The sequence below is a fragment of the Mesorhizobium sp. P2_E7 genome (assembly GCF_056403855.1).
In genome coordinates, this window is the sequence record NZ_JBFUER010000001.1 from 613,900 (window position 1) to 640,505 (window position 26,606).

Here is a 26,606-nt window from a genome sequence, read left to right on the forward strand (position 1 = left end):
GTCTACGAAGCCGCGCCGAGCGCGCGCACGAAATGGTCGGGGCCGACCTGGTCCACGACTGTGGATGCCGGTCGCGAGCGCTGCCGCACCTCTTCGGCATGGCCAAGGAAACGCGCGCTGTCGCCGGGCACGAAGGGACGGTCGGGGTCAGGCACGGCCGACAGCAGAAGCTGCGTATAGGGATGGCGCGGATCGCCGATGACGGCATTCGTTGCGCCCCATTCGACCATCTGTCCGGCGAACATCACGATGACGTCCTCCGCGACATGGGCGGCGGTGGCGATATCATGCGTGATGTAGAGCATTGCCAGGCTCTTTTCGCGTTTGATGCGGGCAAGCAGGTCGAGAACGCCGAGCCGGATCGAGACGTCGAGCATCGAGGTCGGCTCGTCGGCGACCAGCACTTCCGGCTGCACGGCGAGCGCCCTGGCGATGTTGACGCGCTGGCGTTGTCCGCCCGACAGCTCGTGCGGGAATTTGTGTGCCGTCAACTCGGGATCGAGGCCGACGCCGGCGAGCAGCTCCGATACGCCTTTTACCAGTGCCGCCTTGCCCTTGGCATGGCCATGCAGCGCCAACGGCCGTGATAGGTGGTGATAGACGGTGAACACCGGGTTGAGTGAAGCGAACGGGTCCTGAAACACCATCTGTACGGCGCGGCGATAGGCGCGCTCTTCCTCGGCGGTGCCGGCTTTGGTCGCGTCGCGGCCGCGAAAGGAGAGCGTGCCCGCGGTCGGATGGTCCATGCGAGCGATGATGCGGGCGCAAGTGGTCTTGCCGCAGCCGGATTCGCCAACCAGCGCCAGCGCCCGGCCAGGCCGCAGCGACAGCGTGATTCCGCGCAGCGCTTGCACAAGGCCGAAGCTGCGTTTGATCCCGTCGAGGGTAATCAGGGGTTCGGCGTTGACCACTGCCGAGAGCGAGGAGGGGAGTGCGTTCATACGGCTACTCGCGCCCGCGCCGGCAGTTGCGGGATCGCGCTCCACAGCTTGCGCGTATACTCATGTTTGGGTGCGTGGCTGACCTGTTGCACGTCGCCGACTTCCACCAGTTCGCCTTTCAACATCACTCCGATACGGTTGCACAGTTGCGACATCAGATGCAGGTCGTGGGTGATGAACAGCACGGAAAAGCCGAGGCTGCGCTGCAGGTCGATCACCTGTTCGAGGATTTCGCGCTGCACCACCACGTCGAGCGCCGTCGTCGGCTCGTCCATGATGATCAGTTCCGGTTCCAACGCCAGGCAAATGGCAATGACGATGCGCTGGCGCATGCCGCCGCTGAACTGGTGCGGATAGTCGCGCAGCCGGTTGGCGGCAATGCCGACCAGCTTGAACATCGCCTCGGCGCGTGCCCGCGACTGCGCGCGGCTGAAGCTGTTGTGCCGGCGCAGCACGTCATGAAACTGGTCCTCGACTCGCATCAGCGGATTGAGTGAATTCATCGCACTCTGGAACACCATGCCGATGCGGCTCCAGCGCACCTTCTGAAGTGCTGCTTCGGTCAGTTTCAAAAGGTCCTGGCCGTCGAGCAGGATCTCGCCGCCCGCCACCCAGGCCGGCGATTTGGCCAGCCTCGTAATGGCGTAGGCGATGGTGCTCTTGCCGCAGCCGGATTCGCCGGCGAGCCCAAACAGCTCGCCGCGGCCGATGTCGAACGACACGTTCTTCACCGCGCGGAAGGCGCCCTTTTCGAGCAGATAGTCGACGCTGAGGTCGCGGACTTGCAGCAGGGGCCCGCTCACCGTGCCGCCTCCAGTTCGCGCTTGCGCAGGCGCGTCAGGCGCAGCCAGCGCGACAGCGCCGGGCCTGAACGCAGCTGCGGGTTGGCGATCTCGTCGAAGGTGAAATTGAGCAGCGCTAGCCCTAGCCCGACGAGCGCGATGCCGAGGGCCGGCGCGCCGATGTCCCACCAGGCGCCGACGATGATCGCCGACGAATTCTGCGCGTTGTAGAGCATGGTGCCCCAGGTGACATTGAGCGGATCGCCGAAGCCGAGATATTCGAGCGTGGTCTGCGCAACGATGGCGTAGATGATCGAGCCGACGATGTTGATGCCGATCAGCGGCACAAGATTGGGCAGGATCTCGACGAAGATGATGCGCCATGAAGGCTCGCCGACCATGCGTGCGGCGGTGACGAATTCACGGTTGCGCAGCCCCATCATCTGCGCTCGCGTCATGCGCGCGCCCCATGGCCAGGAGGTCAGCGTGATGATCGTCATGATGGTGATCGGCCCGACTGTCCCGGCAAAGGACGCCAGCAGAATAAGCAACGGGATGTTGGGAATGACCAGCACCGCATTGGTGGCAAGGTCGAGCGTTGCGTCGATACGACCGCCGAAATAGCCGGCGATGAGGCCGATCACCGTGCCAAGGGCTGTAATGGCCAGGCCTGTGGCGAAGCCGACAGCGAGCGAGGAGCGGGCGCCCCAGACGAACTGGCTGTAGACATCGCGGCCCATCTTGGTGGTGCCGAAATAATGCTCGACCGTCGGCGGCTGATGCGAGCGGCCGACGCGCGCGCCGGGATCGTTCGGCGCCAGGATGGGTGCTGCCAGCGCCATCAGGCAAAGTGCTGCGACGATGATGAAGCCGGCGACCGCCTTCTTTTGCCGGAGCAGGAGTTGCAGCCCGAACCTCATGCCCGCTCCTCGCTGACGCGCGGGTCGACCACGCCATAGATGATGTCGACCAGGAGATTGGCCCCGAGCGTCGCCAACGTCATCAACAGAAGCTGGCCCTGGATGACCGGATAGTCGCGCGCCACGCTCGCTGTGAACAACGTCAGGCCGAGGCCGGGATAGTTGAAGACGATCTCGGTGACGATCGAGCCGCCGAACACCGCGCCCAGCATCAGCGCCAGATTGGTCAGAACCGGGAGCATGGCGTTGCGCGCGGCGTAGGAGAACATCACCGCCGTCTCCGACAGGCCTTTGGCGCGGCCCATGGTGACATAGTCCTCGCCGAGCACCGAGATCATCGAGGAGCGCATCGTCGTCTGGAACTCGCCGATCATCAGAGGCGACAGAGTCAGCACCGGCAGGACGGCGTGCCAGAACACGCTGCCGAAGAAGGTGAAGTTGAGCCCCGGATCGAGATCAGGATTATAGGCATAGCCGACCGGAAACCAACGCAACGCCACGCCGAAGGTGAACAGCGCCGCAAGCGCGAAGATGACGGGCGGAATGGCTTTCAAAACGACAGAGAACGGCGAGACGAACGCATCGAAACGTCCGCCCCGCCGCCAGGCTGCCACTGCACCGAGGGAGACGCCGACGCAGAGGGAAAAAATGATGGCACAGGTGATCAGCAGCGCCGTCCAGCCGGCGGACCTCGCCAGCACCTGGGTGACCGTCTGCGGATAGTATTTCACCGAGACGCCGAGATCGAAGGTGGCCAGCCCTTTGATGTAGTCGACGAACTGCAGCCAGACGGGCTGCTGCACGGCGCCGAACCGGGCCTTGATCGCCTCGATGGCCGCGGGCGTGGCGCGCGGCCCAAGCTGCGCGATCATCGAGTCCACCGGGCTGCCAGGCATCAGCCTGGGAAGCGTGAAGTTTACGACGACGGCAAACAGGAAGGCGGCGAAATAAACGCCCAGCCGCCGAAGAGGTATCCGCATCGTCATTCCCCGTTGGTCTCCGTTTCGACCGGTGTGACAAGCAGTGCGAACAGGAGAGTATCCTGATCCGCTTCGCCTGCCCGTGCAAATCGCGCCACCTTCCCCTCACAATCGAGAGGGGAAGGGCGGCTTTGCTGTTTATTGCAACGGCTTCAGCCGCAGGAGATGCATCAACCGCATGCGGTTGTTGTCGTGGTTCTCGGGGTTCATCACCGGCTCGTCTTTGGTCACCCAGCCGGTGAAGCGCTTGGTCGAATACTGGTACCATGTCGGGCCGTTGAACACCGGCACCACAGGGAAGTCGTCGGCCATGATCAACTGCACCTGGTCGAACAGCTTCTTGCGCTCCTCATCCGTGGTTGCCTTGCGGTAGGCGTCGAACACCTTGTCGAGTTCGGGATTGGAGTAGCGCGAGTCGGCGTGGACGATGCGTCCGGCGAACGCCGTCGACAGCGTCTGGTAGTAGCCGCGGAACGGTGTCGGGCCGTCGGGACGGGAGTTCATGACGGCGTCGAAAGACCCGTCCAGGAGTTGCTTCTGCCACTGCTCGTATTCCGGCGTGGCGACAGATGCATTGATGCCGATCTTGCGCAGGCCCTCGGTCGCGATTTGCACGGCGTCGATCCAGTCGGTCCAGCCATTCGGAACGATGATGACGAAGGCGATCGGCTGGCCCTTCGGCGTGGTGCGCATGCCGTCGGCGCCCTTCTTGTAGCCGGCGTCGTCAAGCACCTTGTTGGCCTTGTCGACATCATAGGCCATCCACACATCCTTGTCGCCTTCGGCCGCCTTGTTGCGCCAGGCGTCGAAGCGCGGCGGCAGGCCACTGGCGTGCAGGTTGACGACGGGATAGCCAAAGCCCGCAATGTCGACCATCGCCGTGCGATCCATCGCCAGGCTGAAGGCATGGCGGAAATTGATGTCGCCGAAGGCTTCGGCCAGGCCCGGATTGGCGGTCTTGAAGTTCATCTCGAAGGCGATGGTTTCCGCCGGCGGCTGCCAGTAGCCATTGTGGTCCTTGTCGAGCGCGACGTAGGTCTTGTCGATCTCGGGCAGGAAGGAGCCGATCCAGTCCATCGTGCCTTCCGGCAACAGCGCCAGCATCTGGTCGTTGCCGGCAATCTGCGGCAGCTTCAGGCAGTCCACATGCAGCGAGGCTGCGTCCCAATAATTCGGGTTGCGGCATTGCTCATAGACCTGCGGCGTGAAGCGGCGGATCTCGGTCATCGGGCCGGAGCCGACCGGCTTCTCGTTCTTGAAGGTGAGCGGGTCGGCGATATCTTTCCAGATGTGCTCCGGCACGATGGAGAAATCGGCCATCGATTCGGGGAAATGCGTGTCGACGTCCTTCAGCGTGATCTTCACTTCCGTCGGCGAGGGCGCCTCAACCGAAGCCACGCTTTCGCTGACGCCGACGATATCGACGGCCTTGTTCTTGAGCATCAGGTCGAGCGTGTATTTCATGTCGGCCGAGGTCAGCGGCTGGCCGTCGGACCATTTGACGCCGTCGCGCAGCGTGTAGGTGATCGACTTCAGGTCATCGGAGAATTTGTAGCCCGTCGCCAGCCGGAAGATCGGCTTGCCGCCATCATAGTCGTTGAAGATGACCAGCGGCTCGTAGACGAAATCCATCGTGCTTTGGCGGCGGCCGCCAAGATCGAACGGATTGAAGTTCTGAACCCAGCTCGTCTGCTCCTCAATATGCATGGCGAGCACGGATTCGGCCGCTGCCGGCTTCATGCCCGAGGCGAGGGCGATCGAGGCAAGAGCCGCGCCGCCCAAAGCCAAAAGTCGGCGCCGGCTGAACCGCTTACGCCCTGATATCAAGTGGTTGAACGATTGCACACGACCGAGCATCTTTTCTCCTCCCTGAGCAGACTGGTGTATGATGTAAATCAAATTGATTTAATGGTAGGCGAAAGCGGGCGTCAACCCTGCGTCCTGTGGAAAGGGCTGCGGTTTCGAGAAAGTTGGCAGCCTTGCCTGCGCGCATCACCATCGCCTTGGCCCGGGCTGCGAGCGCGGCGATGAAGATGGGTTTTGCGTTCTGCTCGGGCGCTATGCCGCAGCGGCGCAATTACCCGTGCGCCATTGCACAAGCCGCAGCGGGACAATAGATGGTGCAGCAGCCGCCACCGCCCGGCGCGGCTTGAAGCCAGGACCATGCGCATGACCGATACATCAGAGGCAGCGAAATTGACCGACCGCGTCTCGGCACTGGTCGAGGCTGCAAAACGGGCCGGCGCCGATGCCGCCGACGCGGTTGCCGTGCGCGGCCGTTCGACTGGCGTGTCGGTGCGGCTGGGCAAGGTCGAGAACACCGAATCCTCCGAAGGCGACGATGTCTCGCTGCGCGTCTTCGTCGGCAACCGGGTGGCGAGCGTCTCGGCGACGGCGGCGTCGGACCCCAAGGCACTGGCCGAGCGTGCCGTGGCGATGGCGAAAGTCTCGCCCGAGGATCCCTATCAGGGTCTTGCCGATCCGGCTTTGCTGGTCGGCAAGGTGCGCGACCTCGATCTGTTCGACGCCACCGAAATTTCGGCCGACCAGCTGAAGGAAGCGGCCCTGGCCGCCGAAGAGGCAGCGCTTGCCGTTAAGGGAGTCACCAATTCGGCAGGCAGCGGCGCCAGCGCCGGGTTGGGTGGGCTGGTGCTCGCGACGTCGAACGGCTTCGTCGGTCACTATGTCGCCTCGCGCTTTTCGCGCTCGGCCAGCGTGATTGCCGGCGAGGGCACCGGCATGGAGCGCGACTACGAATATTCGTCGCACCAGCATTTTTCCGATCTCGACGCGCCGGAACTGATCGGCCGCAAGGCCGGCGAGCGCGCCGTGCGCCGCCTCGGCGCCCGCAAGGCGGCGACCGGCCCGGTCAATGTGGTGTTCGATCCGCGCGTCGCACGTGGCATTGCCGGCCATCTCGCAGGCGCTATCAATGGTGCTTCCGTGGCGCGCAAGACCAGTTTTCTGCGCGAGATGATGGGTAAGCAGGTTGCATCGGCTGCCATCACCGTGACCGACGAGCCGCTTCGGCGTCGCGGCCAGGCCTCGCGGCCCTTCGATGGCGAAGGCGTTGAGGGCGAAAAGCTGCTGATGGTCGAAAACGGGGTGCTGAAGCACTGGTTCCTGTCGACCTCGGCTGCCCGTGAATTGGGGCTGACCACCAACGGACGCGGTGCGCGCGGCGGCTCCTCGGTGTCGCCGTCATCGACCAATCTCGCCATCGAGCCGGGCGAAAGGACGCCGGAAGATCTGATCAAGTCGCTGAAATCAGGCTTTTATGTCACCGAAGTGTTCGGCCAGGGCGTCGACATGGTTACAGGCGAATACAGCCGCGGCGCATCCGGCTTCTGGATCGACAATGGCGAGCTTGCCTATCCGGTGGCAGAGGTGACCATCGCCTCCAATCTGAAGACGATGTTCCTCAACATGGTGCCGGCGAACGACCTCGACCGCAATTTCGGCACCGCCTCACCGACGCTGCTGATCGAAGGCATGACCCTTGCCGGCGCCTGACCCGGTCATATCGGCTGCGGAAGACCTCGAGCTTTTGCGCAATGCCGCCCGCGAAGCCGGCGCCATCGCCATGCGCTATTTCGGTAAAAACCCGCAAGTCTGGATGAAGGGCGGCACCTCGCCGGTCAGCGAGGCCGACCACGCGGCGGACGCCTATCTGCGGCAGACCTTGCTTGCGGCGCGGCCGGATTATGGCTGGCTGTCGGAGGAAACGACCGACAACCCGGCGCGGCTCTCGGCACGCCGCACCTTTGTCGTCGATCCTATCGACGGCACCCGCGGCTTCCTTGAAGGCCTGCGCTCCTGGTGCGTCAGCGTCGCCGTGGTCGAAAATGGCCGCACACTCACCGGCGTGCTCGAATGCCCGGCCAAGGACGAAACCTATTGGGCGCTGCCCGGCCATGGCGCATTCCGCAACGGCCAGCCGATTGCCGTACGCCGTCCGGCCGAGACGGTCGAGATCGGCGGGCTGAAGCAGCTGATCGACCTGATGCCGGCGGAATGGCAGGGCCGGGTGCAGCGCGCGGCTCATATTCCCTCGCTCGCCTACCGGCTGGCGATGGTCGCCAACGGCACGCTCGATGCCACCTTCGTCAAGCCCAACGCGCATGACTGGGATATTGCCGCCGCCGATCTTATCTTGCGCGAAGCCGGCGGCGCCGTGCTCGACGGGCATGGCCGTGCGCCGCTTTATGCCGGCGAGGTGATCCGTCACGGAGCCCTGGTCGCCGGCAGCGGCGAGCTGCTCACCGTGCTTGCCGGCGTCATTGCCGGTACGGAAGCGTGATCGAAGGTTCCAAAGTCGACAGCTTTGGTCTAGACCTGTCACAAACTCACAATATGTGAAGGACCGAAATGGCCGCGGAAGACGGAAAGAAACAGCTTTTGCACCTGGTGTTCGGCGGCGAGCTGAAAAAGCTGGGCGGCACCGAGTTCCGCGATCTCGACGCGCTCGACATTGTCGGCGTCTATCCGGACTACCAGACCGCGCACAGCGCGTGGAAAGCCAAGGCGCAAGCCAGCGTGGACAATGCCCATATGCGCTATTTCGTCGTTCATCTGCACCGGCTGCTCGACCCTGAAAATAAGGCGGTCGGTTGACTTCGATGGATCATGATCTGGCGAAAGGGCCAGCGAATGAAGCCGCGCCCACGGCTAGGGGCCGCAGTCGTACGACCAAGGCGTTCTGGCGCAAGATACGCGAACCGCTTGCACAGTCGCGATTCGTCAAAAACGCCATTGCCAGTCTGCTCGCCCAGTACGTGCGGCTGGTTCGCATGACCAGCCCGCTGGTCACCGGATCGGCACGCTTTTCGGCCGGTGGCTATTCGGAGTTCGAACCCGGTATCATCGCGCTTTGGCACGGCCAGCACCTGCTGACGCCGGCCTATTATCCCAAGCGCAAGCCGCTGGTCGCCATGGTGTCGCGCAGCGCTGATGCAGAGCTCAATGCGCTGATGCTGGAGAAGTTCGGCATCGAGGCCGTGCGCGGTTCCGGTGGGCGTGAAAGCACGAAGCATCTCGACAAGGGCGGCGCCAAGGCGCTCATCGCCCTTAAAAAGTCGCTCGTCGCCGGCAAGAACGTCGCCATGATCGCAGACATTCCCCATGGTACGCCGCGCGACGCAGGGCTTGGGATCGTTCTTCTGGCGCGCCTCTCGGGCCGGCCGCTCCTGCCGGTCGCTATCGCCACCAGCCGCCGCAAGGTGCTGGAAAAGAGCTGGGACAAAACCACCATCAACCTGCCATTCGGCCGTTCCGCGGTGACCATCGGCACGCCGATCTTCGTGGCGGCGGATGCCGATGAGTCTGAAATGGAGCGCAAGCGCCAGGAAGTCACGACCGCCCTCAATGCCGCAACCGCCGAGGCCTATCGCCTCGTGGACGGCATCCATGAGTGAGCGCTGGGCGCGTGCCTTCCTGACGGCGTATCGCTTCGCTGGCGCGGCCGCCTATCCGCTGATCGGGCCTTACGTTGCCTGGCGCACGTCGCAGGGCAAGGAAGACCGCAGCCGCAGCCGCGAGCGCTATGGCGTTGCCGGGCGGCCGCGTCCCGAAGGCCCGGTGATCTGGATCCATGCCGCGAGCGTCGGCGAAACCCTCGCCGTGGTGCCGCTGGTGCAAAGCATCCTCGACTACGGCGTCAACATCGTGCTGACGACTGGCACGGTGACGTCCGCGCAGGTCGCCGACGAGCGGCTCGGCGACCGCATCATCCACCAATATGTGCCGCTCGACCTCAAACCGGCGGTCAGCCGCTTCCTCGATCACTGGCGACCGGACCTGGCGATCATCGCCGAATCCGAGATCTGGCCGATGACCATCCTGGAACTAGGCGCCCGTCGCGTGCCGCAGGTCCTGGTCAACGGCCGGCTGTCCGACCGTTCGTTCAAATCCTGGAAGAAGCGCGCCAACATCGCCGAGGCGTTGTTCGAGAACCTGGCCCATGTCGTTGCCCAGTCGGATGTCGACGGCGAACGGTTTCGCGCGCTCGGCGCCCGGCCGGTCACCGTGTCCGGCAACCTCAAGGTCGACACCTTGCCGCCGCCGGTTGACGAAAGGGCGCTGGCGACGCTGAAGCGCCAGATCGCCGGCCGCCCGACCTGGGCAGCTATCTCGACGCATGACGGCGAGGAAGTGGTCGCGGCGGAAGTTCACGCCATGCTCTACAAGCGCCACCATGGCCTGCTGACGATCATCGTCCCGCGTCATCCCGACCGCGCCGAAGCGCTGGCCGCGCAGATTTCCGGCATGGGGCTGAAGCTGGCGCGGCGCAGCAAGGGCGACCGGATCACCGCCGACACCGATATCCTGCTTGGCGATACGATCGGCGAGATGGGGCTTTATCTCCGGCTGACGGAAATCGCCTTTGTCGGCCGCTCGCTGACGTCGGAAGGCGGCCAGAACCCGCTGGAGCCGGCGATGCTCGACACAGCGGTGCTTGCCGGCCGCAACGTCCAGAATTTCCGCGAAGCCTATCAGCGCCTGCTCGACAGCGGTGGCGCCAAGCTGGTGCGCGACCGCGACATGCTGGCCGGCGCCGTCAATTTCCTGTTGAGCAATGAAGTCGCCCGCCATGAGATGATGGCGGCCGGTGCCGCCACCGTCGACCAGATGCGCGGTGCGTTGGCGCACACGCTGAAGTCGCTCGAGCCTTACATCCAGCCATTGATCGTCAAGTCGCGCCTGAAGGGCGCCGACGGGCGCTAGGGTGGCGTCCGAAGCACCACCTTTCTGGTGGGAAGCGCCGGACTGGCGGGTCTTCGCGCTGTCGCCGCTGTCAGCAGTCTATGGCATGGTCGCCGGCCGCCGCATGCGCCGGGCGGTCCGCGAAAAGATCGACGCGCCAGTGCTTTGCGTCGGCAATTTCACCGTCGGCGGCAGCGGCAAGACACCGGTTGCCATCGCTTTGGCAAAACAGGCCAGGCGCATGCAGCTCAATCCCGGCTTTCTGTCGCGCGGCCATGGCGGCTCGTTCGCGCAGCCGCATGTCGTTGATGCCGGTCACGACGCCGCCAAGCATGTCGGCGACGAGCCGCTGCTGTTGGCCGAACACGCGCCGGTTGCGGTCAGCCCCAACCGCGCCGCCGGCGCCAAGCTGCTCATGGAAGCCCATGGCTGCGATTTCCTGATCATGGATGACGGTTTTCAGAGCGCGCGCATCCATATCGATTATGCGCTGGTCGTCGTCGACGCCCGCTACGGCATCGGCAATGGCCGTGTCATTCCGGGCGGACCGCTCAGAGCCAACGTTGTCGACCAGCTGGTCTTCACCGACGGGCTGTTGAAGATGGGCGAGGGCACCGCCGCCGACCAGGTCGTGCGCCAGGCCGCGCGCGCCGGCCGGCCGATCTTCGAGGCGCATGCCGAGCCCGCCGGCAAGGATCGGTTCGCCGGTCGGCGTTTCCTCGCCTTTGCCGGCATAGGTCATCCCGAAAAATTCTTCGACACGCTGCGCGACACAGGTGCTGAGGTGGCGCTGAGCCGGTCGTTCCCGGACCATCACTTCTATGCCCCTGATGAGCTCACTGAACTGGCGGCAACCGCGCGCCGCGAGGGACTGGGCCTCGTCACCACCGCCAAGGACGCGGCCCGACTGCGCCATGACGCAGCCTCAGCCGAATTCCTTGGCCAACTCGACGTGCTGGAGATCGACGCCACGTTCGACCTCGACAATGTTCCCGAACGCATCATCGACGAGACGCTGGACGCCTGGCGCCAGCGCAAGCTGCGGGGCTGATTGAGCAGCCGCTTCCAGTGCAGGACTATTCTCGCCGCTTTTCTCGATTACAACCTCGGTCGGGTTTTCATGCGGAGGGTGGAATGATCGGCTTGCGGGCGCTGCTTGTCTCTTGTGCCGTTGTGGCGATGGCAAATCCATCGTTGGCGCAAACGTCCACTCCGAGCGACAGCGACTTTCTGGTCTCGGTCACCGATGCCGACGGTGTTGCCCACGTCGAGGCCTCCAACGTGGTTCCGCTTATTCCTGATCGCGCCTGCTATGAATGGCGTGTCAGACTGGGGCAGGGCGACAAGCTGGTATCGGTTACGGAGGTGTTCACGCTTCCCGCGGAGCCGAAACAGTGGGGCGGCATCGACGGAAACGAATACAGCTTGAGCAAGCTATCGGGCGACCGGAAAGTCTCCGAGACCACCATGTTCTACAAGCCGCTGGATGGATGGATCTCGCATGGCTGGTGCGTGGCCGACGGTGACCCGACCGGGCCGTATTCCATCAAGGTGCTCGTCGAGGATCGACTGATCCACGAATTCGAGTTCAAGGTCGTGCCTGAATCCTCAACTCCATAGCCGGTCTAGCGCCGGCTGCGCATCTCCGGATGCGTTTCGATCTCGCGGCGCAGCGAGGCGGCGGCGCTGATATAGGGCTCCTGCCTGGCGACGCTCCAGTATTTCAGCTCGTCCAGCGGAATGCTCTCGCCGGTCACCGCGCAGCGCACGAATGCGCCGGGGCTGGTGACCTGGAAGTCGCCGTCGAGATAGCGGATCCGGGCTTCCTTGCCGCCAGGGCCTTCGAAGCGGTTCATCATGGGGTGGTGCCTGACTTCATGCTGATTTCATCGCCATAAATTGCCGCCAAGGTCAAGCTTGACGCAATGCTGAGGCCCTATTGTCGGCTGAAACCATCCTATGGGACCGGCATGGACATCTCATCCGCCCGCCTGACCGCGCTGCTGCGCGAAGCCATGATATTGGCGACGGCCCCGTCGGCGAAGGCCGATCCGGCGAAAGCAGCACTGATCAAGGCGCTGGCGCAGCCGCCGGCGCCGTCCGGCACGCCTTTGCCGCCGGCAGCGGCGCCGGCGCTGCAGGCACTGTTGTCCGGCACATCTGCCAAGGCGCAGCAGACAGGATCCGCTGAAATCCTGCAGGCCTATCTGGCAATTGCCGAGCCGGGCGCCGAGGTTCCAGATGGTGCCCCGACAAAGGCCGCCGCACCTGCACCGGCGAACGACGACGCACAGCGCGGTCTGCCCGTGCCGCCGGCAAGGGTCGACGATGGCAGCGCCACAAAACCCGCAGGCCTGCCATGGCTTGCCTTTCTCGTCCCTGACGCTTCGCCGCAACGCCGCGCCTCCGGCATCGACACGGCAACAAAACGAGGGCAGGCGACGTCTCGGCCGCATGACGCGGTTCAGCCCGAAGACAGGCAGCAGATGCGTGTCGGCCTGATGGCGATGGCGGCCGGGTTTTTGGCCGTAGCGATTTTCGGACTCACCCTGCTGGTGCTTCGCTGAGCACAGAACCGTAGATTTTAGCTTTCGGCTTCGAGGAACTTTTCCATCTTGTCCATCGCCAGCCCCGCCTCGACCGCGATGCGGCGCGAAAGTTCGGCGGCAGCGGTGCGTGGCCGGCCCAGCGGCCGGTCGAGCCAGTAGGATACCGGGTTGAGCGCGGTGCGCTCATCGACGGCGACGATGCGGCCCGCCTCCAGCTGTTGCCCGGTTAATGGCGGCCGCGCCAGCGCAATGCCCAACCCATAGGCGGCGGCGTCCAGCACCAGATTGTAGTCCTCGAAGCGGCGGTCCTGCGGGCGCGGGCGGTAGTCCATACCTTGCGCGGCAAACCAGGCGCGCCAGCCCGAAGCGTCGGAATCGTTGATCAGCGGAAATTTGAGCAGCCGGGCAGGGTCGCCGCGGCCGATCTCGCGGGCAAGGCCAGGTGCGGCGACGGGAAACACATACTCCTCGAACAGTTTCACCGAGATCCGGCCCGGAATGCCGCCGCGGCCGCAGCGGATCGACAGATCGATGCCTTCGTCGGCAAGGTCGGCCTGGCGGATGTCGACGTCGAGCACGATGCGCAGCTTGCTGGGATTGTTCTCCAGCGCAGCCATGCGCGGCATCAGCCACAGCCCGCTGACCGAGGGGATCGAGGTCAGCCGCACCACGGCGGTGCCGCGCGGTTCGACCCAGCGGTCGGAATGGGTGGAAATCAGCGCAAAGGCTTCCGCCGTGCGCAGATGCAGGCGGTTGCCCTCGATGGTCAGCGAGACGCCGCGCGCGCCGCGGTCGAACACTTTCAGGCCCAGCCAGTCCTCCAGCTTGGCGATCTGCCGGCTGACTGCGCCATGGGTGATGTTGAGCTTCTCGGCCGCAGCCGAAAAGCTCCCGGTGCGTGCCGCCGCATCGAAGGCGCGCAGTGTCTCGAGCGGTACCATTGTGTCTGAGCTGTGATCCATAGTCACAGGTGATCCTCGATTTGATCGTTTGTCAACGGCACCGAAAAGGCGCTTTCTGCCTTTCAACACCCAGGAGCCCGAGGAACAGCAAGATGAGCGTAACGACCAGCACGTCGAATCCGACACAGCGGATGGACACCACGGCAGCCATCGCGGTGGCGCTGACGGTGGTCGGCTGGGCCTCGGCCTTTCCCGCGATCCGCGCCGGCCTCGCCGCCTTCGGGCCGCTGGAACTCGGTGCGCTGCGCTTTGCCATCGCCGCGGTGCCGGCGGCGATCTTTCTTGCCGTCAAGCGCCCGGCGCTGCCGAGGCTCGACGAATTGTGGCGCCTCGCCTTTGGCGGCGCCATCTTCGTCGCGCTCTACACTGTCATGCTCAACTATGGCGAACTGACAGTGTCGGCGGGTGCCGCCGGTTTCATCATCAATGTCAGCCCGATCTTCACCGCCATCATGGCAATGGCATTGCTCGGCGAACGCTTCTCAGGCTGGGCCTGGTTTGGCACGGGCATTTCCTTTGCCGGCATCGGCATCATCGCCGTGGCCGACGGGAATGGCCTGCATTTCGACACCGGCGCGCTGTTGGTTCTTGGCTCCGCGCTATGCTCGGCGGTCAACACCATCGTCCAGAAGCCGCTCTTTGCCCGCCACCATCCGCTGACCATCTCGGCCTCGAACATGATCCTTGGCGCACTTTGCCTGGCACCCTTTCTGCCGAGCGGCTTTGCGCAGGCAGCGGTCGCCAACACAGCCGGGATCGGCGCCGTCATCTTTCTCGGCATCGTGCCCAGCCTGATCGCCTATGCCGCCTGGGCAACCGCTCTGTCGCGTCTGCCTGCGGCGCGCGCTTCAAACTTCCTCTATCTGGTCTCGCCGATGTCGGCCCTGATCGGCTTCTTCTGGCTGGGCGAAGTGCCGACGCTGCTTGGTATCCTCGGCGGTGCGCTGGCGCTCGGCGGTGTCATCGTGGTCAATTTGAAACGCTAGATCAGCGGGTTGGACGCCTTTCCCGAATCAAACTGAGAGCCGTACCGGAATTCTCTCCGATCGCCCCATTTGGCTGCCGCCGCGGTGCAGACATGACCCCACCGGGTGGCTATGGTGCGTTGAAAATCACCGGGGGGTGGGATGGTCAGGCAGTTCGTATCAGCGGTTTTCTGCTTGTTGCTGCTCAGCAGCCAGGCCACTGCGGGTTGGTATCACGTGGAAAACTACGAAGGCTCCATCGGTCCCGATCCCGTCCATCTCTCCTTGCAAACCTATACGTTCGGCAGCGGCATCACTGTCCAGGGCAGCTACTTCTATGACGCGAAGCAAAGTCCGATCGCGCTCTATGGCAAAGCCAACGGCACCAGCCTTGCGCTTTGCGCGATTGCCGATGACGAGGAGTTCGAGCGCGTCATCGTCATGGGCAAGAAAACGGGCCTCGACACCTCCGGATGCCCGTTTTCCCTGGAGCTTGGCGACGGTGTCTTGACGGGAAGCTGGAGCAAGGGCGCGGACAAATTTGCGGTCAGTCTCAGGAAGGTCGCCGGCCTGGACGACACTGGGGAGGGCAAGGTCGAAGGTACCGTCGAGATCCCCTTCTGGGCGCAGACGGCCACCGACCGGTTTGCCGGGATTTACACCAAAACGGACAACGGAATCTGCATGACGAGGATGCAGATCATCAACAAGAAGCGGAAGAAGGCCGTACAGACCATCAAATTCGGCGGCGACCTCTGCAATGCGGGTATGCTGATGACACCCATCTATTGGAACGTGCAGAAGAGTGTCGAGCGAGGCAAGGACATCATATCCGTAAATTTCTACGATGGCCGCGCCGGCTATGAGGAGGAGTATGTCTTTGACCGCAAAGCCAAGAAGTATCGCCTGAGGAAGTGAAACGACGCCTGCCCACGCAGTCGCCCACGGGCGTCGTTCTCGTCAGCGAAAGCGTATCGCAATAGACGCAGAAATCGGATCGCCAGCCGTCAGATTGCATTTGCGCCGGACGGCATCCTTCAGGGGCAGAAGGTAGCTCCCGTCCTTGGGAAACAGCGATGTGCCGAAGATGAAGCCGCCAATCGTCGCCTCGACAGGTATCACCCCCCAGCCATAGGTCGCGAACTTCGCGATCCTTTTGATCTCTTCGCCATGCTGCTCGGGGATTGGCGCGAAGAAGTATGGCGAAGGGCCCCGCCAGTGGATCACTTCGGCTTCGAATTGGAACCGGACCGTCGTCTCGTCGCTCAAAGGCTTATCGCCACTGGGAAACCGCTCACCCGGGAACTCCGAAGTAAGCACGATAATGCTCCAGGTGAGCTATCGGGGAGAATTCCTCGAAGTCGCCGGCAGCTTCGCACTCTTTCAGATTGGCAAGCGCCTTTGCTGCAGCCTCGCTAGGCTGCTTCTTCAGGAAATCCTTGCTGTTTTGCAGGCCATTGCCGCAAAGAAATTGGACGTCCAGAGAACTGAACAGATCGAACCCGGATGACTTGGCGTCCCAAATTCGCAGCACGTCTTCATCCATTGCTCTGCTGAAGAGCTGAACACAGCAGAGCAATGCCAGGTCATCTTGCCGTCCATCGCCTTTGCGCTCGCAATCGGCTTCATGCGCCAAGAGATCACGGATGCGAGGCAGATCCTCGTCTTTCGGTACGAGGCCAAACTGCTGCAGGGAGTCCCCGGCGTTCATCACCGCCGCCCGAACAGCCGCTCGATATCGGCGAGCTTCAGCTCGATATAGGTCGGGCGGCCATGGTTGCAGGTGCCGGATCCGGGCGTCGCTTCCATCTGGCGCAGCAATGCGTTCATCTCCTCGGGCTTGAGCAGGCGGCCGGAACGCACCGAGCCGTGGCATGCCATGGTCGCGGCGATCTTGTCCAGCCGCTCCTTCAGCGTCTCGACCGTGTCGTTGTCGGCGATCTCGTCGGCGAGGTCACGCACCAGTTGCTGGACATTGGTTTCGCCCAGCATGGACGGCGTCTCGCGCACCGCCACCGCACCGGGGCCGAAGCGCTCGATGCCGAGACCGAAGCGGGCCAGCGTCTCGGAATGCATGGCCAGCCGCTCGGCATCCTCTTCCGGCAGGTCGACGATCTCCGGCAAGAGCAGCATCTGCGAGGGCACGGTGCGCGAATGCAGCGCATTCTTCAGCGCTTCGTAGACCAGCCGCTCATGCGCCGCGTGTTGGTCAACGATAACAAGTGAATCCCTGGTTTGCGCTACGATATAATTCTCGTGCACTTGCGCGCGGGCAGCGCCCAGTGCCGTGCCAAGCAGCGTCTCGGCCGGTTCGGCTGTACCGGCACGCGCGTCGGCGCTGGCGAGCGGCCCGGCATCGAATGCCGCCTGGTCGTTGTCGGCAAAGCCGTTTCGCTGCGCCCTTGCTTCGCTGTAACCCATATCCAGCGGTCGTTGTGACGAGCGCGATGGGTCGAAGCCGCCGGAGCCAGACGGCCGGTAGGCCGCGTCATAGCTGCGGTGGCCATTGGCAGGGCCGGCATGGGCATAAGGAGAAGCACCCGGCCGGAACGCCGCCATCATGCCGGCGGCACCGCTGGTGGCGGCGCGGATGCCGGCATTGGCCAGCGCCTCGCGAATGGCGCCGACGATCAGGCCGCGCACCAGGCCGGGGTCGCGGAAGCGCACATCGGCCTTGGCCGGGTGGACGTTGACGTCGACGGTCGCCGGGTCGAGCGTCAGGAACAGCACCGTGACAGCATGGCGGTCGCGCGGCAGCACATCGGCGAAGGCGCCGCGGATGGCGCCGGCAATCAGCTTGTCGCGCACCGGCCGGCCGTTGACATAGGCATATTGCTGCAGCGCGTTGGCGCGCGTGAAGGACGGGATCGAGACATGGCCGGTCAGATGCACGCCGTCACGGCTGGCATCGATGGCAATGGAATTGTCGGGGAATTCGGCCCCCATCACTTGCGCAACGCGGCGCAGGCTGCCTTCCGCGCTGTCGTCGGTGGCTGGCAATTCCAGCGTCGAACGGTCGGAGCCGGCGAGCGTGAAGCGCACCGCGGGGAAGGCGATGGCGATGCGCTTGACGACATCGCTGGTCGCCGAGCTTTCCGCCCGCTCGCCCTTCATGAATTTGAGCCGCGCCGGCGTCGCGAAGAACAGGTCGCGCACCTCGACCGTGGTGCCGCGATTGGCTGCCGCCGGTTTGACGGCGGAAACGCGGCCGCCCTCGATGCCGATCTCGGCCGCGCTGTCGCCGGCAGCCGTGCGCGAGCGGATCGACAGTCGCGACACCGAACCGATCGACGGCAGCGCCTCGCCACGGAAGCCGAGCGAGCGGATGTCGTGGATGTTGTCGGCAAGCTTGGACGTGCAGTGGCGCGCAATCGCCAGCGAAAGTTCCGGTTCGGGGATGCCGGAGCCGTCATCGGTGACGCGGATCAGGTTCAGTCCGCCACCGGCGGTGACAACCTCGACACGGGAAGCCCCGGCATCGAGTGCGTTCTCGACCAACTCCTTCACCACGCTCGCCGGACGCTCGATGACTTCGCCGGCGGCGATCTGATTGATCATCGTTTCGGAAAGCTGGCGAATGGGCATGCGGGTACTATAGGCGGATTCGACGTCGATGCGGATAGGCCATTTTGCATCAGACCATCTGCTATCATCCGAATCAGCCAGGTTTAATCACTTGGCGCAGATCCACGCCATCCGGCAGTCGAACTTGCCGTGTCAGCTTTGGGATATCCTTCCAGCCTGTCTTGCTTAGAATCTGAACCTTCTGGGTGAGAAGTTGTGTTTTGCAATGCGTACAACCGAGAAGGTCCGACCCGACCAAAACCGTATCCAAAGCGGGTTTGCGGATTTTCGGATTAGCTCTCATCAAATCCGCAAAAGGCTTACTGCCGACAGGGTGCTGAAAAAGGCTGTCGTAATGTTTGGCGAACAGATCGTGGTCTGAAAACATCTGACCTGTTTTGCTTATTTTCCGCAGGTATCGACTGCATTTCCAGCAGCTCGGATAAGTCTGCAGCATGAAAAAGACGAACAACCCACCAAGGACGAAACCGATGAAATCTATCACCGCCAACCAGTAGCCAAAATCGCCAACCTCGCCTGTGTCGATATGGCCGCCATGCCCAGCGCTAAGATGCATCGATCGCAGATAGATATCGAGGTAGTCCCAAAAGCCGATGGCGTCAGAAGCCATTGTGCCATCATCGAGGACCAGCGAGCGGTATTCCCCATAGTAGATGACTAATTGTGCCGCTGCGGTCACTATGAGAATTTGGACAAGAAGAAACCAGGTGGGCCGAGTGTGTAAAAATAGGCTGGCAAAATAGTATCCCGACGCTGCGGCCACACCCGTGAGCAACGCCCCTGCCGGAACGAAAACCCAAAAGCTGAACGAAAAAACGTTGAAGCCGGTTAGACGGTTGACGGCGATCACAGCCAGGGCAACCAGTACGAAAGAGATCAAGCCGAATACGGCAACGCCCAGATGGCCGCCAAGTTTGGCAATCATTGTCCCCCCAAATAAAGTAGTTAGCCACGAAATCGCAACTGCTACTTATGGTAGAAGATATCTCTGATTGCAACCGACTTCAAGCCTGCGCCGCTAGCCAATCCCTCACTTTCCGCGCATTCTCGCTCAGCTCGCGGTTCTTCGGCCACACGACGTAGAACGCCTTGCCGGTCTTCAGCACATGGTCTGTCACCGGCACCAGCAGCCCCGTTGCCAGCAGCCGTTCGGCGAGATGCCGCCAGCCGAGCGCGATGCCTTGGCCTTCCATGACGCCCTGGATCACCAGGCCGTAATCGTTGATGCGCAGTCCGCGTGCGGTGTCGCCGAGGCTGCCGCCCGCCGACTGGAACCATTCGTCCCAGCTCGCCGCCTCACGGTAGGGCTCCTCAAGATGGATCAGCCGGTGTGTGGCCAGGTCCTCGACGCTTTTCGGCATGCCGAACTTTGCGAGATAGCTGGCGCCAACGACGGGGAAAATCTCCTCATCGGCGAGCGGCAGCGAATGATAGTCGGCCCAGTCGCGCGGTTCGCCGCCGCGCACGGCGAGCGGAATGCCTTCGGCGATGATGTCGAGGTCGCGGTCGGCGGTCTGGATTCTGAGATCGATACCCGGCAGTTCGTCGCGGAACTGCTGCAGGCGCGGCATCATCCAGAACGAGCCGAATGCGGTTGACGCCGCAAGCGTCACATGGCCGCCGGTCGCTTGCAGGCGAAGATCCTCGGCTGACTTGCGGATGTGCGACAGTCCGAGCGAGACATCGGCGTGGAAGCGCTCGCCGGCCTCGGTCAAAATCACCTGGCGGTGGCGGCGCTGGAACAGCTGGGCGCCAAGCTGTTCCTCCAGCCCGCGCACCGCATAGGAGACGGCCGCCTGCGTCATGCCGAGCTCGCGTCCGGCGGCGGTGAAGCTCGACAGCCGGCCCGCCGCCTCGAAGACGATCAGGCTACCGGCCGAGGGCAGGAGATGGCGCAGGCTTCGCATAAGCTCAGCTTATACAAGAGATCAGGATTTTCCAGCGTCACATCCATATTTCGTCTCGCTAACTTGGCTGGAGAAGACACGAAGGGAGGCACCATGAACGCACCGGCCGTCGAAGTGACCGAACCTGCCAGCCGTCGAGCGGGTGGCCGCCTGGGGCGCAAGGTGCTGCGGGGAATTCCCATGGCGTCGTTTCCGACCCTGGTCCGCAAGATCCCCGTGTATCACATGGTCCCGGATGAGGCGGTGGAACTGATCCACCAGGAGTCGATGTCGATCCTCGAAGAGGTGGGATGCGAGTTCCGCGACGACGAGGCCATTGCACTGTGGAAGGCTGCGGGAGCCGATGTGTCGGAAACTCGTGTCCGGATAGATCGTGCGCTCCTGATGGAGCTCATAGCGAAGGTCCCGTCGGAGTTTACACTCAATGCGAGAAATCCGCAGCGTACGGTGCGCGTTGGCGGCGACAACTCCATCTTCGTACCGATGTACGGCGCGCCTTACGTGCGCGACCTCGACAACAACAGGCGCTATGGCACGCTCGCCGACCTGCAGAATTTCCACAAGCTCGCCTACATGGCGCCGGCGCTGCACTCGTCGAGCTCGGTCATCTGCGAGCCGATGGAAATCGCGGTGCCCAAGCGCCACCTCCACATCATCCATTCGGCGCTGAAGCACTCCGACAAGCCGTTCATGGGCATCGTGACGTCCAAGGAACGAGCCGAGGACACGATGGCGATGGCAGGCATCGTCTTCGGCGAGGACTATGTCCGCGACAATCCGGTGCTGGTGTCGATCACCAATTGCAATTCGCCGCTGGTGTGGGACGCCACAATGCTGGACGCCATGAAGGTCTATGCGCGCAGCAACCAGCCGCTGATCCTGGCGCCCTTCGCACTGTGCGGCGCCTCGACTTCAGCCTCAGCCGTCGGCGCGGTCGCGCAGGTCAATGCCGAAGCGCTGGCGGGCGTCGCGTTTACCCAGTTGCTGCGTCCGGGTTCGCCGCAGCTCTACGGACAGTTCATGGTTACGGTGGACATGAAGACCGGCGCTCCGATGGGCGGCACGCCGGAGGCCGCCCAGATGATGTATCTGATGGGGGCACTGGCGCGCAAATACCGCCTGCCGTGGCGCACGTCGGGCTTCCATGTCGGGTCGAAGCTGAACGATGCCCAAGCGGGCTACGAGGCGAACATGCTGATGCATGCCGCAATCCTCTCCGGTGCCAACTACATCTGGCATTCCGCCGGATGGCTCGAGGCCGGCTTGAGCTGTGGCTATTCGAAATTCGCCACCGACTGCGAACAGCTCGTTGGCTGGTACAAGTATGCGGGCGGGCTGCCATTCGACGATTTCAAGGAAGCGATGGCGGCGATCCGCGAGGTCGGGCCTCAGGGCCATTTCCTCGGAACACAGCATACGCTCGAACATTTCGAGTCGGCCTTCTTCATACCCTCGATCATGGACTTCAATTCATACGAACAGTGGAAGGCCGAAGGGGCCAAGGATCACGACACGCGCGGCCGCGAGAAAGCTCGCAACATGCTCGCGGATTACCAGGAGCCGAAGCTCGACGAGGGTGTCGCTGAGGGGCTGGCGGATTTCATCGCGCGGCGCGAGGAGGCGCTGCCAAACAGCGTCAGTTGACGCGACGGACGAACAACTAGCGGGAACAAAAAAAGGGAGAAAAAAATGACATTCTTCAGAAGCAATGGCGACCGCGTGCCTGATACCATCGAGGCAATGGCGAAAGAGACGCGTGCAGGCCATATGGACCGCCGCGAATTCCTCGCGCTAGCCAGCGCATTCGGCGCATCGACGGCTTTCGCCTACAGCATGATCGGCCTTGCCGCGCCGACTAAAGCCCTGGCCGATGAACCGAAAAAGGGCGGAACGCTGCGTGTTGCAATGTCGGTCAAGGCGCAGAAGGATCCGCGCACCTATGACTGGACCGAGATGGCAAACGTCACCCGTTGCTGGCTGGAGCCGCTCGTCCGCTACACGCACGAGTTCACTTTCGAGCCCGTCCTGCTCGAAAGCTGGGACGTCAATGACGACGCCACCGAATACACACTGCATCTGCGCAAAGGCATCACCTGGAACAATGGCGATGCTTTCAACGCCGATGACGTGGTCGCCAATCTGAACCGCTGGTGTGAGAAGGGTGCTTCAGGCAATTCCATGGCGGCACGCGTCGGCGCGCTGATCGACACCAAGACCGGCAAGGCCAAGGATGGCGCCATCACCAAGGTCGATGACCTCACGGTCAAGCTGAAGCTGTCCGAACCCGACGTCGCGATCATACCGGGCTTCACCGACTATCCGGCGCTGGTCGTGCATCGCGACTTCGACAAGGATGGCGCCGACCCGATCAAGAAGCCGATCGGCACCGGACCTTTCGAACTGGTGTCCTATGCGGTGGGTACGAAGGCGGTCGTCAAGCGTCGCGAGAGCGGCAAGTGGTGGGGTGGCGAAACGCCGCTCGACGGTGTCGAGTTCATCGACTACGGCACCGACTTCAACGCCACGCTGAATGCCTTCGAGTCCGGCGAGATCGACCTCGATTTCGAAACGCCGGCCGACTTCATCGATGCCCTCGACAAGATGGATCTGGTGAAATCGGAGGTGGCAACGGCGACCACGCTCGTTGCCCGCACCAACATCACCCACAAGCCCTACGACGACCAGCGGGTGCGCAATGCGCTGCAGATGGCCGTCGACAACAACGCCGTCATGCAACTCGGCTACGCCGGGCTCGGCACCGTCGGCGAGAACCACCACGTCGCCCCGATCCATCCCGAATACTATCCGCTGCCCAAGAAGACGCGCGATGCCGCCGCCGCCAAAAAGCTGATGGCGGATGCCGGGCAGGCCGACTTCGAGCACGAACTGATCACCGTCGAGGACGAATGGCAGAAGAACACCGGCGATGCGATCGCTGGCCAATTGCGAGATGCCGGCATCAAGGTGAAGCGCACGGTGCTGCCGGGCTCGACCTTCTGGAACGACTGGACGAAATATCCATACTCGATGACCATCTGGTACATGCGGCCGCTCGGCGTCCAGGTGCTGGCGCTCGGCTATCGCTCGGGCGAGGCCTGGAATGAGACGGCCTATGCCAACCCGGATTTCGACGCCAAGCTGAAGCAGGCGCTTTCGCTGGCCGATCCTGCCAAGCGCAAGGAGGTGATGAAGGACGTCGAGCAGATCCTGCAGGATTCCGGCGTCATCATCCAGCCGTTCTGGCAGAAGCTCTACTGCCACATGAGCAAGAAGGTAAAGAACTACGGAATGCACCAGACCTACGAAATGGACTTCCAGAACGTCTGGCTGGACGGCTAGCTCACGACGCTGGCCGCAAGCTGCGCCGGCGCCATCTGCGGTGCCGGCGGGTCTTTCTGAAAAACGGTGCAACAGACAGCACCCGGGTCTGTTCGAAGTCTAGCTTGGCATGGAATGAAAAGTATCGACACACCCGCCAAAATTGCAGGGAGTACGCGAATGTCTGGGCGGGTCTTCAAGCGACTGTTCGAGCCCGCAACATTGCGCGGCAAGACATTGCGCAACCGCATCGTTTTTGGCGCCCATACGGCTAACATGGCCGAGGATGGCCTGCCGACTGCCCGCCATGTCGGCTACTACGCCGAACGCGCGATCGGCGGAGCGGGCATGATCGTGATCGAGCCGATGCCGGTGCATCAGGCCGCGGTGCTTACGCGCGGCAATTTCCGCCCCTCGGACGACAGCGTCATCCCCCATTTCCGCAAGGTGACGGATGCCATCCGCGGCAACGATGCCATCGCCATCCAACAACTCTACCACGTTGGCCAGCATGCCGATGCGGACAACTCGTTCCACTCCGGTTGGTCGCCGTCCGGCCTGCCGAGCTATCATGATTCAGACGGATCGCACCGTATGTCCGAGCGCCAGATCGAAGAGACGATCGACGGCTTCGTCCAGGCGGCGCGCCGCTGCCGCGAGGCAGGTTTCGACGGCGTCGAGGTCTGGGCCGCCTATCATTCCATGCTCGATCAGTTCTGGACGCCCTGGTCGAACCGTCGCGACGACCAATGGGGCGGCAGCCTGCAAAACCGCACCCGCATGAGCCGTGAGGTGATGAGCCGCATCCGCAAGGTTTGTGGTGATGACTTCATCGTCGGTCTCGCGATCAATGATGAACCGGAAGTCGAGGTAGCGCTCAAGCGCGAGGCGTTGGCCGAGATTATCGAATTGCACGACCGTGACAATCTGATGGACTACGTCACCTGCGGAACGGGGTCGTATTTCGATTTCTACAAGATCATGCCGACCTTCCTTTATCCGGAAAAGCTTGGGGCGGACCTTGCCGCCGTGTTGAAATCGACGGTGAGGCACGCGCTGATCACGGCGGAAAGCCACATCCGCACTCCGGAAAACGCCGAGAGCGTGTTGAGCGAAGGCCGCGCCGATCTTGTCTCGATCGTACGCGGGCAGATCGCCGATCCGCATCTGGCTGCAAAGGCTGCGGCTGGCCGGCATGAGGACATTCGCGGCTGTCTGTCCTGCAATCAGATGTGTTGGGGCCGGCGCGGTCGCGACTACTGGATCAGCTGCGTGATCAATCCATCGGCGGGGCGGGAATGGGAATGGGGAGGCGATCGCTTCACCCCGGCCACCCAGCCGAAACATGTGTTTGTCGTTGGGGGTGGGCCAGCCGGTCTCGAAGCCGCGCGCGTGGCGGCCGAGCGCGGCCATCGCGTGACGCTCGCCGAGGCGTCGGACCGTCTCGGCGGGCAATTCCGGCTCGCCGGCCTGCAGCCGCGCCGGGCGCAGATTCTCGACCTCATCGACTGGTATCAGCGCCAGCTTGGCCGGCTTCAGGTCGATGTGCGCTATGGCCAGTATGTCGAGGCCGAGGACATCGAGCGCGAGGGCGCCGATCACGTCATCGTCGCGACCGGCGCCATGCCCCAGGACGGCGCTTTCCAAAGGGCGCTGCCGCAATGGGAAACCGTTCCGGGCGGCGGCGCGGTCTTCTCGGCCGAAGCCGTGATGTCCAGGGAGGCGAGGCCGGGCAAGCGCGTGCTGGTCCTCGACGATGGTGGCAACTGGAAAGGATGCGGCACCGCCTGGAAACTCGCCGAGGACGGTCATGAAGTGACGATCGTCACGCCTGACGCCCTCGTTGGCAAGGAACTTCAGCGGATGGCCGTGGATGCGCCGCTGCGCCGAGCACTGGCTGCGCTGAAGGTCAGGTTTGTGACCGAAAGCGCCGTGGTGCATTGGGACGGCACGAAGGCCAAAATAGCATCGTTGCTCGATGGCGCCGAGCAGGAAGTCGAGGCGGACGCATTGGTCTTTGCCAGCACCAGCATGGCCCTGGACAGCCTGTCGGTCGAACTCGACAGGATCGGCATCGCCCACACCTCGATTGGCGATTGCACGGCTTCGAGGCAGGCAGCCTTTGCCATTCATGATGGACGCAAGGTGGCGCTTGGCCTTTGATCCCTAGCCGACTGAGCGCACCGCGCGATGCGATCTTCGGGCAACGAGCCTTGGAGGCTTCATGAGCCGCAAAAAAGCCGATATGCAGGATGTGTGGTATTGCCACCTTGCCGCCGAACAGCCGGAGATTCCTGCATGAGACCGATAGTGCTGGCCGCTGCCCTTTCGATTGCCTTGCCCGCCGCGGCACTTGCCGGGCCGGCTTCGAACGCCGTGAAGTTTTTTTATGTGCCTGAGGTCAAATTCGAAGGGGACGCCAAATACCGCGACCGCTTCACCGAGCCGGTGACGAAACTCTTCGATCTCAACGACCAGGCGCAGAAGAACAAGCCCGACGAGGTCGCCTGCCTCGACTTCGATCCCGGCCTCGACGCCCAGGATTTCGACCAGAAGACGATTGCCAAGACATTGAAGCTGGCCGAGACCGTCAACGGCGATACGGCCGATGTGACGGCCACGTTCAGCCTGTTTGCGGAAGGCGAGGAGTCCAAGCGTGAGATGCTGTGGTCGCTGAAGAAGATCGACGGCAAATGGAAGGTCGCTGACATCACCTCCAAGACCAGCAACTGGACGCTGAGCGCGCTCGAATGCATGCCGGATAAAGCGCCGGAGTGATGCCGTCGCGCCGTTCCGGCGTTATGGGTCGCCAGTCTACTGCAGGCGACCTGCAGGGGCTTTTGCAATCGGATATAGCGGCCCGCCGCCGGGTCCAGGCGAGCGCGTAGCCGGTCCCATGACAGCCGGAATTGCCGCGGCCTGCCGAATCGTGCAACGCCCGCGCGGTAGCGATATTGTTCCCTGGATTGCCCTAACGCGGTCTCTCAGCGCGACA

Annotated in this window: 26 protein-coding genes; 14 read left to right on the forward strand and 12 right to left on the reverse strand. The window is 63.2% G+C overall.

The annotated features are described in order from the left end of the window. Positions 1–2: 2 nt before the first annotated feature. The 5 genes from AC1DYC_RS03115 to AC1DYC_RS03135 form a co-directional block, all read right to left on the reverse strand. On the reverse strand, positions 3–941 hold the full coding sequence (locus AC1DYC_RS03115) for an ABC transporter ATP-binding protein (RefSeq protein WP_477403885.1): 939 nt from the start codon (positions 939–941) through the stop codon (positions 3–5). Continuing rightward, positions 938–1,744, reverse strand: a complete 807-nt coding sequence (locus tag AC1DYC_RS03120) for an ABC transporter ATP-binding protein (protein WP_477403887.1) — start codon at positions 1,742–1,744, stop codon at positions 938–940. The genes AC1DYC_RS03115 and AC1DYC_RS03120 overlap by 4 nt, the downstream gene beginning before the upstream one ends. Continuing rightward, positions 1,741–2,643: an ABC transporter permease gene (locus tag AC1DYC_RS03125; RefSeq protein WP_477403889.1), complete on the reverse strand. Its 903-nt coding sequence runs from the start codon at positions 2,641–2,643 to the stop codon at positions 1,741–1,743. The genes AC1DYC_RS03120 and AC1DYC_RS03125 overlap by 4 nt, the downstream gene beginning before the upstream one ends. Continuing rightward, positions 2,640–3,623 carry an ABC transporter permease gene (locus AC1DYC_RS03130; RefSeq protein WP_477236473.1) on the reverse strand — a complete coding sequence of 328 codons (984 nt, stop codon included), beginning with the start codon at positions 3,621–3,623 and terminating at the stop codon, positions 2,640–2,642. Before AC1DYC_RS03130 ends, AC1DYC_RS03125 begins: the two co-directional genes overlap by 4 nt. Positions 3,624–3,761: 138 nt before the next feature. Beyond that, positions 3,762–5,363 carry an ABC transporter substrate-binding protein gene (locus AC1DYC_RS03135; protein WP_477408145.1) on the reverse strand — a complete coding sequence of 534 codons (1,602 nt, stop codon included), beginning with the start codon at positions 5,361–5,363 and terminating at the stop codon, positions 3,762–3,764. Between the two features lie 429 nt (positions 5,364–5,792). Between AC1DYC_RS03135 and AC1DYC_RS03140 the strand changes: the two genes are divergently transcribed. The 7 genes from AC1DYC_RS03140 to AC1DYC_RS03170 all read left to right on the forward strand — a co-directional run bounded on the left by AC1DYC_RS03140 (position 5,793) and on the right by AC1DYC_RS03170 (position 11,945). Further along, the gene (locus tag AC1DYC_RS03140; RefSeq protein ID WP_477403891.1) at positions 5,793–7,136 is read left to right on the forward strand and encodes a TldD/PmbA family protein; all 1,344 of its coding nucleotides are present in this window, start codon (positions 5,793–5,795) and stop codon (positions 7,134–7,136) included. Beyond that, the gene (locus AC1DYC_RS03145) at positions 7,123–7,923 is read left to right on the forward strand and encodes a 3'(2'),5'-bisphosphate nucleotidase CysQ (RefSeq protein WP_477403893.1); all 801 of its coding nucleotides are present in this window, start codon (positions 7,123–7,125) and stop codon (positions 7,921–7,923) included. The genes AC1DYC_RS03140 and AC1DYC_RS03145 overlap by 14 nt, the downstream gene beginning before the upstream one ends. Before the next feature lie 68 nt (positions 7,924–7,991). Further along, positions 7,992–8,237: a DUF4170 domain-containing protein gene (locus AC1DYC_RS03150; protein WP_477403895.1), complete on the forward strand. Its 246-nt coding sequence runs from the start codon at positions 7,992–7,994 to the stop codon at positions 8,235–8,237. A gap of 5 nt (positions 8,238–8,242) precedes the next feature. Further along, positions 8,243–9,037 (forward strand): lysophospholipid acyltransferase family protein, encoded by a 795-nt coding sequence (locus AC1DYC_RS03155; RefSeq protein ID WP_477403897.1) that lies wholly within the window; start codon positions 8,243–8,245, stop codon positions 9,035–9,037. Next, the gene (gene waaA / locus AC1DYC_RS03160; RefSeq protein ID WP_477403899.1) at positions 9,030–10,346 is read left to right on the forward strand and encodes a lipid IV(A) 3-deoxy-D-manno-octulosonic acid transferase; all 1,317 of its coding nucleotides are present in this window, start codon (positions 9,030–9,032) and stop codon (positions 10,344–10,346) included. Before AC1DYC_RS03155 ends, waaA begins: the two co-directional genes overlap by 8 nt. A gap of 1 nt (position 10,347) precedes the next feature. Further along, positions 10,348–11,376, forward strand: a complete 1,029-nt coding sequence (gene lpxK / locus AC1DYC_RS03165; RefSeq protein ID WP_477403901.1) for a tetraacyldisaccharide 4'-kinase — start codon at positions 10,348–10,350, stop codon at positions 11,374–11,376. Between the two features lie 83 nt (positions 11,377–11,459). Further along, positions 11,460–11,945, forward strand: coding sequence for a hypothetical protein (locus tag AC1DYC_RS03170; RefSeq protein ID WP_477403903.1), 486 nt, complete (start codon positions 11,460–11,462; stop codon positions 11,943–11,945). Positions 11,946–11,950: 5 nt separating this feature from the next. Here the strand turns inward: AC1DYC_RS03170 and AC1DYC_RS03175 are convergent, their stop codons facing one another. After that, positions 11,951–12,184, reverse strand: a complete 234-nt coding sequence (locus AC1DYC_RS03175; RefSeq protein WP_477403905.1) for a DUF2093 domain-containing protein — start codon at positions 12,182–12,184, stop codon at positions 11,951–11,953. A gap of 111 nt (positions 12,185–12,295) precedes the next feature. Here AC1DYC_RS03175 and AC1DYC_RS03180 point away from each other — a divergent pair, with 111 nt between their 5' ends. After that, positions 12,296–12,892 (forward strand): hypothetical protein, encoded by a 597-nt coding sequence (locus AC1DYC_RS03180; protein ID WP_477403907.1) that lies wholly within the window; start codon positions 12,296–12,298, stop codon positions 12,890–12,892. 17 nt (positions 12,893–12,909) lie between these two features. Here AC1DYC_RS03180 and AC1DYC_RS03185 read toward each other — a convergent pair whose 3' ends face one another. Further along, positions 12,910–13,836, reverse strand: a complete 927-nt coding sequence (locus tag AC1DYC_RS03185; RefSeq protein ID WP_477403909.1) for a LysR substrate-binding domain-containing protein — start codon at positions 13,834–13,836, stop codon at positions 12,910–12,912. 92 nt (positions 13,837–13,928) lie between these two features. On the opposite strand from AC1DYC_RS03185, the gene AC1DYC_RS03190 reads away from it, so the two are divergent. Continuing rightward, positions 13,929–14,822 carry a DMT family transporter gene (locus tag AC1DYC_RS03190; protein WP_477403911.1) on the forward strand — a complete coding sequence of 298 codons (894 nt, stop codon included), beginning with the start codon at positions 13,929–13,931 and terminating at the stop codon, positions 14,820–14,822. Between the two features lie 141 nt (positions 14,823–14,963). Beyond that, entirely contained in the window at positions 14,964–15,719 is a 756-nt protein-coding gene (locus AC1DYC_RS03195; protein WP_477403913.1) for a hypothetical protein, read from the forward strand. A gap of 42 nt (positions 15,720–15,761) precedes the next feature. On the opposite strand, the gene AC1DYC_RS03200 is transcribed toward AC1DYC_RS03195, so the two are convergent. The 5 genes from AC1DYC_RS03200 to AC1DYC_RS03220 form a co-directional block, all read right to left on the reverse strand. After that, a complete protein-coding gene (locus AC1DYC_RS03200; RefSeq protein ID WP_477403915.1) occupies positions 15,762–16,070 on the reverse strand; it encodes a DUF1905 domain-containing protein in 309 nt (102 codons plus the stop codon). A 25-nt stretch (positions 16,071–16,095) separates the two neighbouring features. Continuing rightward, a complete protein-coding gene (locus tag AC1DYC_RS03205; protein ID WP_477403917.1) occupies positions 16,096–16,512 on the reverse strand; it encodes a hypothetical protein in 417 nt (138 codons plus the stop codon). Then, the gene (gene mutL / locus AC1DYC_RS03210) at positions 16,512–18,386 is read right to left on the reverse strand and encodes a DNA mismatch repair endonuclease MutL (RefSeq protein WP_477403919.1); all 1,875 of its coding nucleotides are present in this window, start codon (positions 18,384–18,386) and stop codon (positions 16,512–16,514) included. Before mutL ends, AC1DYC_RS03205 begins: the two co-directional genes overlap by 1 nt. Positions 18,387–18,459: 73 nt before the next feature. After that, positions 18,460–19,311: a hypothetical protein gene (locus tag AC1DYC_RS03215; RefSeq protein WP_477403921.1), complete on the reverse strand. Its 852-nt coding sequence runs from the start codon at positions 19,309–19,311 to the stop codon at positions 18,460–18,462. A 79-nt stretch (positions 19,312–19,390) separates the two neighbouring features. Then, positions 19,391–20,293 (reverse strand): LysR substrate-binding domain-containing protein, encoded by a 903-nt coding sequence (locus AC1DYC_RS03220; RefSeq protein ID WP_477403923.1) that lies wholly within the window; start codon positions 20,291–20,293, stop codon positions 19,391–19,393. Between the two features lie 93 nt (positions 20,294–20,386). Here AC1DYC_RS03220 and AC1DYC_RS03225 point away from each other — a divergent pair, with 93 nt between their 5' ends. From AC1DYC_RS03225 to AC1DYC_RS03240, 4 genes are all read left to right on the forward strand, one after another. Continuing rightward, complete coding sequence (locus AC1DYC_RS03225) at positions 20,387–21,937, forward strand: trimethylamine methyltransferase family protein (protein WP_477408147.1); 1,551 nt, start codon at positions 20,387–20,389, stop codon at positions 21,935–21,937. 45 nt (positions 21,938–21,982) lie between these two features. Beyond that, the gene (locus AC1DYC_RS03230) at positions 21,983–23,632 is read left to right on the forward strand and encodes an ABC transporter substrate-binding protein (RefSeq protein ID WP_477403925.1); all 1,650 of its coding nucleotides are present in this window, start codon (positions 21,983–21,985) and stop codon (positions 23,630–23,632) included. 159 nt (positions 23,633–23,791) lie between these two features. Further along, a complete protein-coding gene (locus AC1DYC_RS03235; RefSeq protein ID WP_477403927.1) occupies positions 23,792–25,774 on the forward strand; it encodes an oxidoreductase in 1,983 nt (660 codons plus the stop codon). A 135-nt stretch (positions 25,775–25,909) separates the two neighbouring features. Continuing rightward, positions 25,910–26,389, forward strand: a complete 480-nt coding sequence (locus AC1DYC_RS03240) for a DUF3828 domain-containing protein (RefSeq protein ID WP_477403929.1) — start codon at positions 25,910–25,912, stop codon at positions 26,387–26,389. Positions 26,390–26,606: the final 217 nt, after the last annotated feature.

Bases quoted from the DNA above. Each gene is read 5' to 3' on its own strand.
- AC1DYC_RS03205 (WP_477403917.1), bottom strand. From the start codon at position 16,512: ATGAACGCCGGGGACTCCCTGCAGCAGTTTGGCCTCGTACCGAAAGAC.
- AC1DYC_RS03180 (WP_477403907.1), top strand. From the start codon at position 12,296: ATGGACATCTCATCCGCCCGCCTGACCGCGCTGCTGCGCGAAGCCATG.
- AC1DYC_RS03220 (WP_477403923.1), bottom strand. From the start codon at position 20,293: ATGCGAAGCCTGCGCCATCTCCTGCCCTCGGCCGGTAGCCTGATCGTC.
- AC1DYC_RS03135 (WP_477408145.1), bottom strand. From the start codon at position 5,363: ATGAAGCCGGCAGCGGCCGAATCCGTGCTCGCCATGCATATTGAGGAG.
- AC1DYC_RS03185 (WP_477403909.1), bottom strand. From the start codon at position 13,836: ATGGATCACAGCTCAGACACAATGGTACCGCTCGAGACACTGCGCGCC.
- AC1DYC_RS03115 (WP_477403885.1), bottom strand. From the start codon at position 941: ATGAACGCACTCCCCTCCTCGCTCTCGGCAGTGGTCAACGCCGAACCC.
- AC1DYC_RS03150 (WP_477403895.1), top strand. From the start codon at position 7,992: ATGGCCGCGGAAGACGGAAAGAAACAGCTTTTGCACCTGGTGTTCGGC.
- AC1DYC_RS03175 (WP_477403905.1), bottom strand. From the start codon at position 12,184: ATGATGAACCGCTTCGAAGGCCCTGGCGGCAAGGAAGCCCGGATCCGC.
- AC1DYC_RS03155 (WP_477403897.1), top strand. From the start codon at position 8,243: ATGGATCATGATCTGGCGAAAGGGCCAGCGAATGAAGCCGCGCCCACG.
- AC1DYC_RS03130 (WP_477236473.1), bottom strand. From the start codon at position 3,623: ATGCGGATACCTCTTCGGCGGCTGGGCGTTTATTTCGCCGCCTTCCTG.
- AC1DYC_RS03195 (WP_477403913.1), top strand. From the start codon at position 14,964: ATGGTCAGGCAGTTCGTATCAGCGGTTTTCTGCTTGTTGCTGCTCAGC.
- AC1DYC_RS03225 (WP_477408147.1), top strand. From the start codon at position 20,387: ATGAACGCACCGGCCGTCGAAGTGACCGAACCTGCCAGCCGTCGAGCG.
- AC1DYC_RS03140 (WP_477403891.1), top strand. From the start codon at position 5,793: ATGACCGATACATCAGAGGCAGCGAAATTGACCGACCGCGTCTCGGCA.
- AC1DYC_RS03240 (WP_477403929.1), top strand. From the start codon at position 25,910: ATGAGACCGATAGTGCTGGCCGCTGCCCTTTCGATTGCCTTGCCCGCC.
- AC1DYC_RS03215 (WP_477403921.1), bottom strand. From the start codon at position 19,311: ATGATTGCCAAACTTGGCGGCCATCTGGGCGTTGCCGTATTCGGCTTG.
- AC1DYC_RS03230 (WP_477403925.1), top strand. From the start codon at position 21,983: ATGACATTCTTCAGAAGCAATGGCGACCGCGTGCCTGATACCATCGAG.
- waaA (WP_477403899.1), top strand. From the start codon at position 9,030: ATGAGTGAGCGCTGGGCGCGTGCCTTCCTGACGGCGTATCGCTTCGCT.
- mutL (WP_477403919.1), bottom strand. From the start codon at position 18,386: ATGCCCATTCGCCAGCTTTCCGAAACGATGATCAATCAGATCGCCGCC.
- AC1DYC_RS03190 (WP_477403911.1), top strand. From the start codon at position 13,929: ATGAGCGTAACGACCAGCACGTCGAATCCGACACAGCGGATGGACACC.
- AC1DYC_RS03125 (WP_477403889.1), bottom strand. From the start codon at position 2,643: ATGAGGTTCGGGCTGCAACTCCTGCTCCGGCAAAAGAAGGCGGTCGCC.
- AC1DYC_RS03235 (WP_477403927.1), top strand. From the start codon at position 23,792: ATGTCTGGGCGGGTCTTCAAGCGACTGTTCGAGCCCGCAACATTGCGC.
- AC1DYC_RS03170 (WP_477403903.1), top strand. From the start codon at position 11,460: ATGATCGGCTTGCGGGCGCTGCTTGTCTCTTGTGCCGTTGTGGCGATG.